Origin of the sequence: Pseudoalteromonas sp. L1 (assembly GCF_021728095.1) — a bacterium.
Classification (GTDB): Bacteria; Pseudomonadota; Gammaproteobacteria; order Enterobacterales; family Alteromonadaceae; genus Pseudoalteromonas.
On record NZ_JAKKCT010000004.1, the window covers coordinates 155,880 to 169,152 of the forward strand.

The window sequence follows — 13,273 nt, forward strand, 5'->3', positions numbered from 1 at the left end:
GTTACCCTCTTAAAAATTCGTTTAATAACTGCTCTGTCTCATATAAAGGTAAGCCGACAACCGCAAAATAGCTACCCGAAATATGACTCACAAATCGCCCGCCTAGACCTTGTATGCCATAACCACCGGCTTTATCTTGTGGCTCTTGTGAGTGCCAATATGCATCGATTTCGTCATCGCTTAATTGTTTAAAAGTCACATCAGTGACAACAAGACAGCTTTTTACTTGCTGGCTGTCAGCAATAGCTACGGCGGTCATCACTTGATGAGTACGCCCTGATAGGCGCTTCATTGTTGCGATAAAGTCAGCTTTATCAATCGGTTTGCCAAGTGCGGTGTCATCAATCACTACCACGGTATCGCTGCCAAGCACAGGGCGGTCTGTGTAACCCATTGCGACACCAGATTGTGCTTTGAGTCTCGCTAAACGCTCAACATAATCACGAGGAGACTCGTTTGGGAATTGGCTTTCATCTGCATCAACGCTAAATTGAGAAAACTCGATACCAAGTTGGCTGAGCAACTCTTTTCGACGCGGTGATGCAGACGCCAAATAAATTGCGGTTTGCATTATCTAATCCTGAAATGACGGCGGTATTTACGCAATATTAAGAAAATCCACCACCAACAAAGCATGCCGGTTAGCACTGGCCATAAGTAATGCGGGCTGAAATAAACCCCCATCAAGAAATGATTAAGCCAAAATTGCATAAGGTGGTAAAGCGTTAAAAACAGAGCCACTAATATGCTCTGCTGCCATAGAGAAAAGTTTCTAATTTTTTGAAAATTACTTGCCGTGATAAAAATACACACAGAGTAAGTTAATGAGTTCACACCAAGTGGTGAGCCCGAAGCCAAATCCATTAATAACCCCACCACCCAAGCGGTGCCGATATTAAGACGATGTGGTACTGCGAGCGACCAGTACATCAGCACCATTAACACCCAATCAGGTCGATAAGGTTCAAATGAAATAGGCAATGGCATCAATGCCATCACCAGTGCAAAGAAGATACTAATTGCGATTAGCAAGGAATAGCGACTATTCATTACTTATGCTCTCCTGCTGGTTACGCCACAGCACAACCAATAAGCGGATACGGTCCAACTGTGCAATAGGCTCAGCATACACTTGCGCGAATGGGTGACCTTCATCGCGATTGATTTCTGTCACAACGGCCACTGGGTAACCTTCAGGAAAAGTTCCTCCTAACCCAGAGGTCACTAAGATGTCACCTATGCGTACATCAAGGCTATGAGGCACGTGTGAAAGTTTTACGACATTAATCTTACCAATGCCTTCAACCACTGTGCGTACATCGTTACGTAAAATACGTACTGGCGTAGCGTGTGTGGTGTCGGTCATTAATAATACGCGGGAAGTTGTCGATCCAACTTGCGTGATTTGCCCAACAACCCCCATTTCATCGATGACAGCTTGGCCTTCACTTAAGCCATCGGTTGTGCCACGATTAATCACCACTTGGTGACTATATGGGTTTGAATGAACAGACAATACTTGCGCAATGATCTTCCGATTAGATTGCTTAGCCGATGAACCTAATAAAGCACGTAACTTATCATTTTCACGACTTAAAAAGGCTAGCTGTTGTAGTTGTTCGCTTTGTAGTAGCTGCTTCTTTTTAAGTGCTTCATTTTCTGTAAGAAGTTGATCGCGTGTATGAAGGTTTTTTGCACCTATACTAAATAGTTCATAAGGCAGATTAGCAAGATAGATAAGTGGGCTTACAAGGGTATTTAAGCTGGTGCGAATAGTTGTACCACCTTGTGTATAGCGGTCACCCACAATCAAAACGACACTCAAAAGCACTGCGACAAAAAGTCGCAGTTGCAAAGAGATTGTACGACCAAACATTAACTTCATTAGTCGTAACTAAATACGTCACCACCGTGCATATCAATCATTTCGAGTGCCTTGCCGCCACCACGTGCAACACAGGTAAGAGGATCATCTGCAACAACAACAGGAATACCCGTCTCTTCCATCAGTAAGCGGTCTAAATCTTTTAGTAATGCACCACCGCCGGTTAATACCATGCCATGTGCAGAAATATCTGATGCAAGCTCTGGTGGAGACTGCTCAAGTGCAACCATCACAGCACTTACAATTCCCATCAGTGGTTCTTGTAATGCTTCTAAGATTTCATGTGAGTTAAGCGTGAATGAGCGCGGCACACCTTCGGCAAGGTTACGGCCTCGCACTTCAATCTCAACAGGTTCATCTGTTTTAAATGCAGAGCCAATTTGATGCTTAATATTTTCAGCGGTTGCTTCACCAATTAAGCTACCGAAGTTACGGCGCACATAGTTGATAATTGCCTCATCAAACTTATCACCACCAATACGTACAGATGATGAGTACACCACACCATTCAAAGAAATAATAGCCACTTCAGTGGTACCACCACCGATATCAACAACCATTGAGCCTGTTGCTTCAGATACAGGTAAACCTGCTCCAATTGCCGCAGCCATTGGTTCTTCAATTAAATACACTTCACGAGCACCTGCCCCCATTGCCGACTCACGAATGGCGCGTTTTTCTACTTGTGTTGCACCGCATGGCACACAAATAAGTACACGCGGGCTTGGACGCATAAAGTTGTTGTTATGTACTTGTTTAATGAAGTGCTGAAGCATTTTTTCGGTCACATAAAAATCGGCAATTACACCGTCTTTCATTGGACGAATCGCTTTAATATTTCCAGGAGTACGACCAAGCATTTGCTTAGCTTCTGTTCCCACAGAGGCAACGCTTTTAGGACCACCAGCGCGCTCTTGGCGAATAGCAACAACTGAAGGCTCGTTTAATACGATTCCTTCTTCTTTTACATAGATTAGGGTATTGGCTGTACCCAAGTCGATCGATAGATCGTTTGAAAAAATACCACGAAGTTTTTTAAACATGAGGCTGGATGACCTTTGAAAATACGTTCTTATATTAGCTGCTTTCACTCTATCATGCTCACCATGAAAAAGCGCAGCTACCTTCTTTATTTGTTAAAAAAGGAAGCATCCACTGCTTCCTTATTAAATTTATCGTTCGCGTACTAGACGAAACCCAATATAGTTTGCACGAAAATCTGGCGCTAAAATTAAACGCGTAGATACACGAGCCAAGCTAGGTGCGAAATTCCATGCCCCACCACGAACAGCCACATCAGACTGTTCCGATTTTTTATTTGTCCACTCCCATACATTACCTACAGTATCGTATAGGCCAAATGCATTAGGAGAAAATGATCCTGTTGGCGCAGCACTTTTGTTAGACCACTCACTGCCACACCAACCACAATTCGCTAGGTTTTTACCAATTTCATTACCCCAAGGGTATTCAGTTTCTTTACCTGCACGTGCAGCGTATTCCCATTCAACCTCATTGGGTAAACGAAATAGCTGGCCAGTTTGACCCGACAACCAATCTGCATATGCTTTAGCATCGTTGTAGGTTAAGCACACTGCCGGAAAATCACTGTCTTGATCAAAACCTGGATTACGCCAGTTTAGGGTTGCTTCCCACACCGGTTCACCATTTAGGTAATAAGCACAGCCACGATTTTTCTCGGCTTCTGTTTTATAACCTGTATTGGCAACAAACTGTTCATACTCACCAACGCTCACTTCTTTACTTTGCATCGCAAAGGAGTTAGCAATGGTTTTCTCTACCACTGGACGCTCATTGGCAAGACCACTGCCGTTGATATCGCCCATTTTAAATTTACCTGCCGGAATGACAACGAGACTCGCCGTATTCGTTTTATTCACAATGCTTGCCGCTGGTGCTGATGATGGTTGCTCAGCGGTTGTAATAGCTGCAACAACTGGCTCAGGCTTTTTTACTAGCTTGGCATGAATTGTTTGTGACTTATTAAGTTCTAGGCGAACTTGATAGCTTTTGTAGCCACGCTTACGAATTTCTACATTATGAAAGCCAACAGGTAATGATGTTGTAAGTTTAGTAGAACCAAAACTGACGCCATCTATAAACACTTCATCATCATAGACATTAGAACGAAGCGTTAATTCAACCATTTTAGATTTTTTTAGATCAGGTAATGGTTCAACCCTTACTGGCTTTTTTACAGAATAATCACTTACCGGCTCCTCACTCATACGAGAAACCGATACCACCTTACTATTATCCTGAGAGTCACTGAATGTTAACTGACTATCGGAGTAAGTCGTTGTATAGTTTGGTTGATAGCTGCCAGCCAACGGCGTGCCATAATCAGCACAAAAACGATTATCCAAATTCAGTAAGCTACATAAGCGACTACTGTTTACGTCACCGCGCATTGTTACACTTAAGTTCACGTTGTAATTGCCTTGACCGCTAAACGCACTATTTACAACATGACTGCTAAGAATTTTAACTTGTGCACCAGCAAGATTACGCTTTGGTTCAACAAGGCGTTCTTCGGTTAAGTTAGCAAAAATTTGGTCCACAAAACGTTTAGTGGCTTTTTGTAAGCCCATTTGTTGGCCGCGCTGCTCACACGCTGCAAGTGTTTCGGTACGCTTACAGTTAATTGTGTGATTAACTTCTAAAGTGCCTTCACGAGTAAACTCATTGCGCAAACGCTCGACACGTGCTGTAGCCAACTGCTCTTTTAAGCTTTCTAATGTGTTTAGTTGCGTATGTTTCGCTACGCGAATTTGCTCGATATCTTTTCTGTGTGAAGCAATTGCCGCTAATTGCATCGAAATATCATCTTTGTTCTGTTTATGATCAACCACTGCTTTTTGATAACGTGCTTGCGCATTACTGATATCTAGTGTTGGGTCATCAATAAGTCGACGGTACATCTCGTTCATTGCATCAAGCGCTTGGTTTTTTTCTTTGTCTAGCTCAGTTGAGCGTGCGCGTAATAATTCGAGTTGTTTTTGTAACTGACTTTCTTCTTTTAGGTGTTTTTCGAGGATTACGGTCGAGTTATCGTATTCGGCTTGTTTTTTACTGATCTCTGATTCAATTCCAGTTACCGTAGCAGTATCTTGTGCAAATGCACTCGTTGCTAGCAAACTAACTGAAATTAACAGAGATAAAGGAGCTATTCGCATATATTCCATTCCCAAAAAGCGGCAATTATTTGGTCATTATTATTTTTTATAATTAAACTCTTATGCTATGTACTTGCAAGGCAAAACACAAGCTTTGTTCAATTATTATCTGAGTTTACAACTATTACCTTAGTTGATGCCAGTAAATAACATAATCATTTTAGTTTAATTGACTAATTTCTATCTATATGACGATTTTGCTATAATTGAGCCCCATTTTTTATCTAAGTAGCATCGTGAATATTAGTTGTGAGTCACCCATTCAACCCATTTGCCACCCTCTGTTAGAAGCGCATAACTTACAGTTATTTATCAAACGTGATGACCTGATCCACCCCAAAATAAGCGGCAATAAATGGCGAAAACTTAAATTTAATTTACAAATAATGCAGCAACAGGGTAAATCAGAGCTGTTAACCTTTGGTGGCGCATTCTCAAATCATATCCATGCCAGTGCAATCGCAGGAAAACTATTTGCCTTCAAAACTCATGGTATTATCCGTGGCCCCTTACTTGATGAAGCTAACCCGACGCTAAACGATGCAAAGCGCTTTGGTATGACGCTACATCCGGTCAATCGCCTTACTTACCGCCAGCGTCATGACCCCCATTACTTAGACGAACTACAAAAGCAGTTTCCTAATGCTTACATCTTGCCTGAAGGGGGAACAAACCTTGCTGCGATTAAAGGCTGTATGGAATTGGCACAAAGCTTACCACCCAGTGACTATATTATTTGCCCAACTGGTAGCGGTGGCACATTAGCAGGATTAATAGAAGGAACGAGCAATCAAACAACCCTTTTAGGTATTGCTGTCCTTAAACAAGCTGATTATTTAATCGAAGAAATAAAACAACTCAGTAAAAAAGCAAAAGAACAGCACAACTGGCAACTTTTATGTGACTATCATGATGGCGGTTATGGCAAGTTTTCTGATGAGCTATGGCGTTTTTGCCAAACCTTTACACACCAATACAACATTCCCCTTGAGCCTATTTATAGTGGAAAAATGATGTATGCTATTTGGCAGTTAATTGAGCAAGGTTACTTTACATCTGGAAGTGTAATAACCGCCATCCACACAGGCGGGTTACAAGGTCTAAATGGGTTAAAGTACAGGGGCTTAATTTAGCGACGGTCAGCTATATGGGGTAATATCCGCCAACTTTTGCAGTGGTTCAGCAAAATAAAACCCTTGTGCAGCAACCACTCCTAAATTTTTCAGCGTTGCTAACTCATTTTGTGTCTCAACACCCACGGCATAAACAGGGCAACTTAATTCATGCCCTTTTGCAATAATTTGCTTCACGATCTTTTGCTGTTGCTTGTTAGTATCAATATTGTGTATTAACTCAAACGCAAGTTTTATGGCGCAAAAATTAGCAAGTTCACGGTAAAGAGGTAAATGCTCTGCGCTGCGTACATTATCAATCACCACACCTGCCGACAATTTTCCCAAACAATCTAACTGCCCTGCTAACCGATGGCGCTGCTTTAAAAAATCATCCTCATTTAATTCAAATTGCAGCTTACTGACCGTATCACAGCTTCGCATCTCATCTTTCAACCACTGCCAAAACTCTTTGTTAAACCAATTCAGAGCATGTAAGTTGATGCTAACAGCCATTGCCCCTCGCTCACTCAACAGCATTTTTTTTACCTGCAAAACAACCGTTTGATCAAGTAAAAGTACATCCTTTTTACTGCTCATCTGCGGGATAAAATGACGCGCAGCCAAAAGCCCGAGACTTTTATGACGAATGCGAATTAACGCTTCATGCTGAAGGATATCGCCGGTCTGCAAATCAAATAACGGTTGGAAAAAAAGCATAAAGTGCTTTTTCTTTATATATTCAAATAAGTGTTCTTTGCTGTCAGCGAGCACACTCGATTGCGTGTGCCCAAATGGCAAGCGATGAATATGTTGCCAAGCACTTTGTTTTGCTAGCGCAAGAGCCGATTTAGTCAATTGATAAACAACCGCTTGATCTGCGCCTGTACGGTAATTACATACCCCGATTTTTACATCACTGCGGGACAAGTCACTGCGATAATTAAGACATGCTTGGTAGATAACTTGATGCAATCGCTTAGTGTATTTATCAACCTCAGTCGCAGGGACGCTATTCAATGTGACTGCTATTCCCCCTGAAGGGAGCAACTTAACAGAGCGATTAACCAACTCACCAAATCCTTTAGCAATCACTAATTTAAAATAATTATCGACATCCAAGTTTTCAGGAAAAGGAGTTTTCCAAAAAAATAACGAAAATAAATGGTTATAATTGGTAGGAACACCATACAGAATGTTCAAATCTTGATGGGGCAAAAGCTTTGGTGTTATTGATTTACGAGGCTTTTCTGGCTCACCTTCACTCAATTGAGCTTGCTTCTTAATCCTTGTATCTTCCAGCATCGGTGTTTTAAGCGCCATTCGCCAGCGACGTAACCCCCAATAACACGCTCCAATCAAGATTAAATTTAGAAACAAAAACAAATGGCTTTCCACTAACCAAGAAGGCCAATGAAATAACCGGAGGCTCACCGTTTTATAACTAAAAACTTCCTGCTCTAGATCAATAAACTTAGCTAAACTAGGTGATACCTCTGCCGTATTCATCACAAACCCTTGGCTTTGAACTAAAGTTGCAATAATGTCATGTGAGGAAACAGGATCGAGACTTAAGTCATAGACTTGCTTGGCAAGCTCAGTCCCTGAGTTATGTACTTTTTCGTGTAGTACATCACTTAAAAAAATATTAAAAACAACTAATAGCAAAAAAACGGCCGCCATATAAATGGCCTCCGATTTCTTAATATGTGCGGTAAAATCTTTTCTCATTTCACAGCTTTGTTGCTCAAACATACACAAAGTGTTGTTCAAGAACCCTATAAATACAAGGCTACAGAGCGATTAAAAGCAATTTCAGAATTATCCTAAGACCAACGCTGTCAAAAGTCATGTAATTTTAAACACCTAGCAAAAAGTGCTAATGATAATTATTTTGTAACCGACAGCTGCATGCTTACACAAAATAACAAAGCCATTTTAAAGCAATAAAAAACCCAGCAACTAGGCTGGGTTTAAATAACTCAAACACTCAATGCGAGTGAATTAGAACGGAATATCATCATCAAAATCGATTGGTGGCTCCATCGGGTTTGATGCGCCGCCTTGTGGTGCATTTTGAGGTTTAGGCGCAAAGCCGCCGCCTTGTTGTGGCGCGTTGTTTTGCTGCTGTTGACCATAACCGCCACCATACTGGTTATTATTTTGTTGTTGTGGTGCAGGTTGCTGTTGCGGGCGCTGTTGCTGCTGTGCTGGCGCAGACTGTTGTTGTGGCGCATAGCTATTATTGCTTTGTGCTTGTTGTGAGCCACCGCCGTAGCCGCCACCTTGTTGTTGACCACCTTGGTAACCGCCTTGTGATTGGCCACCTTGATAACCACCACCTTGCTGATCGCCACCACGGCCACCTAACATTTGCATTTGGCCGCCCATGTCTACCACGATCTCTGTGGTGTATTTTTCTTGGCCTGATTGATCAGTCCATTTACGCGTTTGTAAACGACCTTCAATGTACACTTGTGAACCTTTACGAAGATACTCACCAGCTACTTCAGCGAGTTTGCCAAATAACACAACACGGTGCCATTCAGTACGCTCTTGCATTTGCCCTGTGTTTTTATCTTTCCAGCTATCTGTCGTAGCAATGCTGATATTCGCTACGCCATTGCCATTAGGCATATAACGTACTTCTGGATCTTGGCCTAAATTACCAACCAAGATAACTTTGTTCACACCGCGTGCCATGGAACTTCTCCTATAAAACGTTAGATTAAACCAGCCACTTTACGTGCTTGGTCTAGGTCAAATTCTTTATCATTAATCTTTAAATAGCTGCGATTTTCATCACAAACAACCGTTGCTTCAATTACGCCCGGTAAAGCAACTAGACGAGAAGCAAGCGCTTGTGCCTGCTGCTCTGAACTTAATTCAGTCATTAAGCTAATAATTTTACTTCTTGGTGGGACTTGCATATTCCAAGCAAGGATAAGCCATATTAACCCAACAAGTGCCGCCGCCGCAAACACTGCTTGCGCACTTAACACTTGAGCAACGTAACCCCCTAATAAACCACCTAAAAAGGCACCAAAAAACTGCGTTGATGAGAACACCCCCATCGCAGAACCTTTTTGATTTGCAGGGGCAATACGCGACACAAGTGCAGGCATGGTTGCTTCTAAAAAGTTAAAGGCAATAAAGTAAACCAGCATACAAATACCAATGCCAATCACCGAATCAACCCATAACGACATCGCGAGCATACTTAAAACAAGCAGCGCGATTGAGCCAATAAAGGCTTGTTTCTCTTTTTCTTTTCGAATCGCCACTATCATCATTGGAGCCATCAAGAAAAACGCTAAAAACAGCACAGGGATGTATAAATACCAATGATGGTCTGCAATTAAACCATCTTTGATAAGCTGACCTGGTAAGGCGACAAATACAGTGGTTAATGTCAGGTGCAGCAGCATTACACCAAAATCAAGGCGTGCTAATTGCGGGTGTTTAATCAGTTGTTTAATGTCATCTAAAGTTGCGAGCGTATCCCCTTTTGGGGCTTTACTTACCGCATTAGGCACTAAAAATAACACGATTAGAATACCTAAAATGGCAAGCCCTGCGGTAAGCCAAAATACTCCAGCAACTCCCCAAGAGGCAGCAACAATTGGCCCAAGTAGCATGGCAACAGCAAAGCTCATACCAATGCACATGCCAATCACGGCCATAACTTTCGGACGTTGTTCATCACGGCTTAAATCAGAAGCCAGCGCCAATAAGGCACTGGCAATCGCGCCCATACCTTGCAGTGCACGCCCTAGTGTCACCATTTGCACAGACTCAGCGGTTGCCGCAATAACAGAGCCAAGTGCAAACACACAAAGGCCACCAATAATCACTTTTTTACGACCAATTTTATCAGACAACCAACCCATCGGAATTTGCAGCACGGCTTGTGTTAAACCATAGGCACCGATAGCAAAGCCAATCCACAGTGGCGAAAACCCTTCTAATTGCTGACCATAAATCGCCAATACTGGCATCAGCATAAATAGGCCAAGCATACGGAATGCAAATACGCTCGCCAACGAAACGGCTGCGCGTTTTTCTCGAGAGTTGAGTGAAGATGCTGTCATGAATTACTGATCTTGCTGTCTATTAAAATGTGAGCGTGGATTCTACCACAAGCGAAAACTAAATAATCACCTGTAAGTGATGATTTTTTCTTTGATCAAGGATTAATCTTATCGCGTATTATGAGATACTGAAAAAATAATTAGGTAATAAAACGAGATAGCATGGAAAACATTGAAGTCCGAGGCGCCCGCACGCACAACTTAAAAGACATCAGCCTAACCATTCCCCGTGATAAGCTGATAGTTATCACTGGCCTATCTGGTTCAGGGAAATCGTCTTTAGCGTTTGATACTTTGTATGCAGAAGGGCAACGTCGTTATGTTGAATCACTGTCAGCGTATGCAAGACAGTTCTTATCGCTAATGGAAAAACCCGATGTCGATCACATCGAAGGTTTATCTCCAGCTATCTCTATCGAGCAAAAATCGACCTCGCATAACCCGCGTTCAACAGTTGGTACAATCACTGAGATTTACGATTACCTACGTTTATTGTTTGCCCGCGTAGGTGAGCCACGCTGCCCTACTCACGACTTACCACTTGCCGCACAAACGATCAGCCAAATGGTCGACACAGTTTTAGCCCTACCAGAAGGTAGCAAGCTAATGCTGCTCGCACCTGTGGTAAAAGATCGTAAAGGTGAGCACGTTAAGCTGCTCGAACAACTAGCAAGCCAAGGTTTTATCCGCGCCCGTATTGATGGCGAAGTCTGTGACTTATCAGATCCACCACCCCTTGAGCTTCATAAAAAGCATACTATCGAGGTCGTGGTTGACCGCTTTAAAGTAAAAGATGGTCAACAACAGCGCTTAGCAGAATCATTCGAAACGGCCCTTGAGCTATCAGGTGGTATTGCCCATGTAGCGGCAATGGACGACTCGCTCAGCGAAGACATGCTATTTTCTGCCAACTTCGCCTGCCCAACTTGTGGCTATGCCATGAGTGAGCTTGAACCACGTTTATTCTCGTTCAATAACCCGGCGGGAGCATGCCAAAGCTGTGATGGTTTAGGTGTGCGTCAGTATTTTGATCCAAACCGTGTTGTGCAAAACCCAGAGCTAAGTTTATCGGGCGGGGCAATTAAAGGCTGGGACAAACGCAGCTTTTATTACTTCCAAATGCTGCAAGCAGTCGCAGAGCATTATAAGTTTGACCTAGAAGTGCCTTTCCAAGAGCTTGGTAAAGAAGCTCAAAAGGTGATTCTTGAAGGTTCAGGTAAAACTAAAATTGCCTTTAACTACCGCAATGACCGTGGCGATTTAATTACGCGTAACCATGAGTTTGAAGGCGTTTTAAATAATATGAATCGCCGCTACCGTGAAACCGAGTCAAACTCAGTGCGTGAAGAACTGGCTAAATACCAAACGAGCCAAGCGTGCCCGAGCTGTCATGGCTCTCGATTGCGTGAAGAAGCTCGCCACGTATTTATTGGTCAAACGAATCTACCAGCTATCACCACAATGAGTATTGGTGAAAGCATGGCATTTTTTGAAAGTTTGAGTCTGACAGGCCAGCGCGCGCAAATTGCCGAAAAAATTCTCAAAGAAATTCGTGACCGTTTATCTTTCTTAATCAATGTAGGCCTTAACTATTTATCGCTTGAGCGAAGTGCCGACACCCTGTCTGGCGGTGAAGCGCAGCGTATTCGTTTAGCAAGTCAAATCGGTGCAGGTCTGGTTGGTGTAATGTACGTATTGGATGAGCCATCCATTGGTTTGCATCAGCGCGATAACGACCGCCTATTAAAAACCCTTATTCACTTGCGCGATTTAGGCAATACAGTGATTGTGGTTGAGCATGACGAAGATGCCATTCGCGCTGCAGACCATATTATCGATATTGGTCCTGGTGCGGGTGTTCATGGTGGCCATGTTATTGCCGAGGGTACCCACGACGATATTCTAGCGAGTAAAGATTCAATCACAGGTCAGTACCTCTCTGGCGAAAAGAAAATCGAAGTACCAACGGCTCGCCATCAAACCACCGACAAATGGCTTGAGTTATTTGGTGCCACAGGTAACAACTTAAAGAACGTTGATTTACGTATTCCATTTGGCTTAATGACCTGTATCACGGGTGTATCAGGCTCAGGTAAATCAACGCTTATCAACGACACTTTATTTAAGCTGGCTCATACAGAGCTCAATGGCGCAACGACCGCCGAAGCGGCACCGTATAAGTCAATTCAAGGTCTGGATCATTTTGATAAAGTCATTGATATTGACCAAAGCCCGATTGGCCGTACTCCGCGCTCAAACCCTGCCACTTACACCGGCATTTTTACCGGTATTCGTGAGCTATTTGCGGGTACTCAAGAAGCCCGTTCGCGTGGCTATAAGGTTGGTCGTTTTAGCTTTAACGTTAAAGGTGGTCGTTGTGAGGCGTGCCAAGGCGATGGTGTGATCAAGGTAGAAATGCACTTTTTACCTGATGTATATGTACCTTGTGATGTATGTAAAGGTCAGCGCTACAACCGTGAAACCCTCGAAGTACAGTACAAAGGTAAAAACATTCACCAAGTACTCGAAATGACTGTTGAAGATGCCCGTGACTACTTTGATAAAATTCCGGCTATTGCACGTAAACTGCAAACCTTAATGGATGTCGGCTTATCGTATATTCGCTTAGGTCAAGCGGCAACGACTCTTTCAGGTGGTGAAGCGCAGCGTGTGAAACTGGCTCGTGAACTGTCAAAACGCGATACCGGTAAAACCTTATATATCCTTGATGAGCCAACTACGGGTTTACACTTTGCTGATATTCAGCAATTATTAGTAGTACTTCACCGCTTACGCGATCACGGTAATACCATAGTTGTTATTGAGCATAACCTTGATGTGATTAAAACCGCAGACTGGATTGTCGATTTAGGTCCAGAAGGTGGCTCAGGCGGCGGTGAAATTTTAATTTCTGGTACACCTGAAGAGGTCGCTGATTGTGAGCGTTCACACACAGGAAGATACTTAAAACCACTGTTATAAAAAGGA

At 42.9% G+C, this 13,273-nt stretch carries 10 protein-coding genes; 2 read left to right on the top strand and 8 right to left on the bottom strand.

The window, feature by feature from the left end:
• Position 1: 1 nt before the first annotated feature.
• From L3V38_RS13650 to L3V38_RS13670, 5 genes are all read right to left on the bottom strand, one after another.
• The gene (locus L3V38_RS13650; protein ID WP_130151682.1) at positions 2–571 is read right to left on the bottom strand and encodes a Maf family protein; all 570 of its coding nucleotides are present in this window, start codon (positions 569–571) and stop codon (positions 2–4) included.
• Positions 571–1,050 (bottom strand): rod shape-determining protein MreD, encoded by a 480-nt coding sequence (gene mreD, locus L3V38_RS13655; protein WP_062567319.1) that lies wholly within the window; start codon positions 1,048–1,050, stop codon positions 571–573. The genes L3V38_RS13650 and mreD overlap by 1 nt, the downstream gene beginning before the upstream one ends.
• The gene (gene mreC / locus L3V38_RS13660; protein WP_193988248.1) at positions 1,043–1,885 is read right to left on the bottom strand and encodes a rod shape-determining protein MreC; all 843 of its coding nucleotides are present in this window, start codon (positions 1,883–1,885) and stop codon (positions 1,043–1,045) included. The genes mreD and mreC overlap by 8 nt, the downstream gene beginning before the upstream one ends.
• On the bottom strand, positions 1,885–2,928 hold the full coding sequence (locus L3V38_RS13665; protein ID WP_036973172.1) for a rod shape-determining protein: 1,044 nt from the start codon (positions 2,926–2,928) through the stop codon (positions 1,885–1,887). Before L3V38_RS13665 ends, mreC begins: the two co-directional genes overlap by 1 nt.
• A gap of 129 nt (positions 2,929–3,057) precedes the next feature.
• Positions 3,058–5,082 carry a formylglycine-generating enzyme family protein gene (locus L3V38_RS13670; protein ID WP_062567318.1) on the bottom strand — a complete coding sequence of 675 codons (2,025 nt, stop codon included), beginning with the start codon at positions 5,080–5,082 and terminating at the stop codon, positions 3,058–3,060.
• Between the two features lie 236 nt (positions 5,083–5,318).
• On the opposite strand from L3V38_RS13670, the gene L3V38_RS13675 reads away from it, so the two are divergent.
• Complete coding sequence (locus L3V38_RS13675) at positions 5,319–6,215, top strand: pyridoxal-phosphate dependent enzyme (protein WP_130151681.1); 897 nt, start codon at positions 5,319–5,321, stop codon at positions 6,213–6,215.
• A 6-nt stretch (positions 6,216–6,221) separates the two neighbouring features.
• On the opposite strand, the gene L3V38_RS13680 is transcribed toward L3V38_RS13675, so the two are convergent.
• The 3 genes from L3V38_RS13680 to L3V38_RS13690 all read right to left on the bottom strand — a co-directional run bounded on the left by L3V38_RS13680 (position 6,222) and on the right by L3V38_RS13690 (position 10,285).
• Complete coding sequence (locus tag L3V38_RS13680) at positions 6,222–7,877, bottom strand: EAL domain-containing protein (protein WP_237119763.1); 1,656 nt, start codon at positions 7,875–7,877, stop codon at positions 6,222–6,224.
• 321 nt (positions 7,878–8,198) lie between these two features.
• Entirely contained in the window at positions 8,199–8,897 is a 699-nt protein-coding gene (ssb, locus tag L3V38_RS13685) for a single-stranded DNA-binding protein (protein ID WP_237119764.1), read from the bottom strand.
• A 20-nt stretch (positions 8,898–8,917) separates the two neighbouring features.
• Positions 8,918–10,285, bottom strand: a complete 1,368-nt coding sequence (locus tag L3V38_RS13690) for an MFS transporter (RefSeq protein WP_130151678.1) — start codon at positions 10,283–10,285, stop codon at positions 8,918–8,920.
• Positions 10,286–10,447: 162 nt separating this feature from the next.
• Here L3V38_RS13690 and uvrA point away from each other — a divergent pair, with 162 nt between their 5' ends.
• Positions 10,448–13,267: an excinuclease ABC subunit UvrA gene (gene uvrA / locus L3V38_RS13695; RefSeq protein ID WP_237119765.1), complete on the top strand. Its 2,820-nt coding sequence runs from the start codon at positions 10,448–10,450 to the stop codon at positions 13,265–13,267.
• The last annotated feature ends 6 nt before the right edge of the window (positions 13,268–13,273 follow it).

Coding starts and splice junctions, on each gene's coding strand:
- L3V38_RS13650 (WP_130151682.1), bottom strand. CDS start 571: ATGCAAACCGCAATTTATTTGGCGTCTGCATCACCGCGTCGAAAAGAG.
- mreD (WP_062567319.1), bottom strand. CDS start 1,050: ATGAATAGTCGCTATTCCTTGCTAATCGCAATTAGTATCTTCTTTGCA.
- mreC (WP_193988248.1), bottom strand. CDS start 1,885: ATGAAGTTAATGTTTGGTCGTACAATCTCTTTGCAACTGCGACTTTTT.
- L3V38_RS13665 (WP_036973172.1), bottom strand. CDS start 2,928: ATGTTTAAAAAACTTCGTGGTATTTTTTCAAACGATCTATCGATCGAC.
- L3V38_RS13670 (WP_062567318.1), bottom strand. CDS start 5,082: ATGCGAATAGCTCCTTTATCTCTGTTAATTTCAGTTAGTTTGCTAGCA.
- L3V38_RS13680 (WP_237119763.1), bottom strand. CDS start 7,877: ATGGCGGCCGTTTTTTTGCTATTAGTTGTTTTTAATATTTTTTTAAGT.
- ssb (WP_237119764.1), bottom strand. CDS start 8,897: ATGGCACGCGGTGTGAACAAAGTTATCTTGGTTGGTAATTTAGGCCAA.
- L3V38_RS13690 (WP_130151678.1), bottom strand. CDS start 10,285: ATGACAGCATCTTCACTCAACTCTCGAGAAAAACGCGCAGCCGTTTCG.
- uvrA (WP_237119765.1), top strand. CDS start 10,448: ATGGAAAACATTGAAGTCCGAGGCGCCCGCACGCACAACTTAAAAGAC.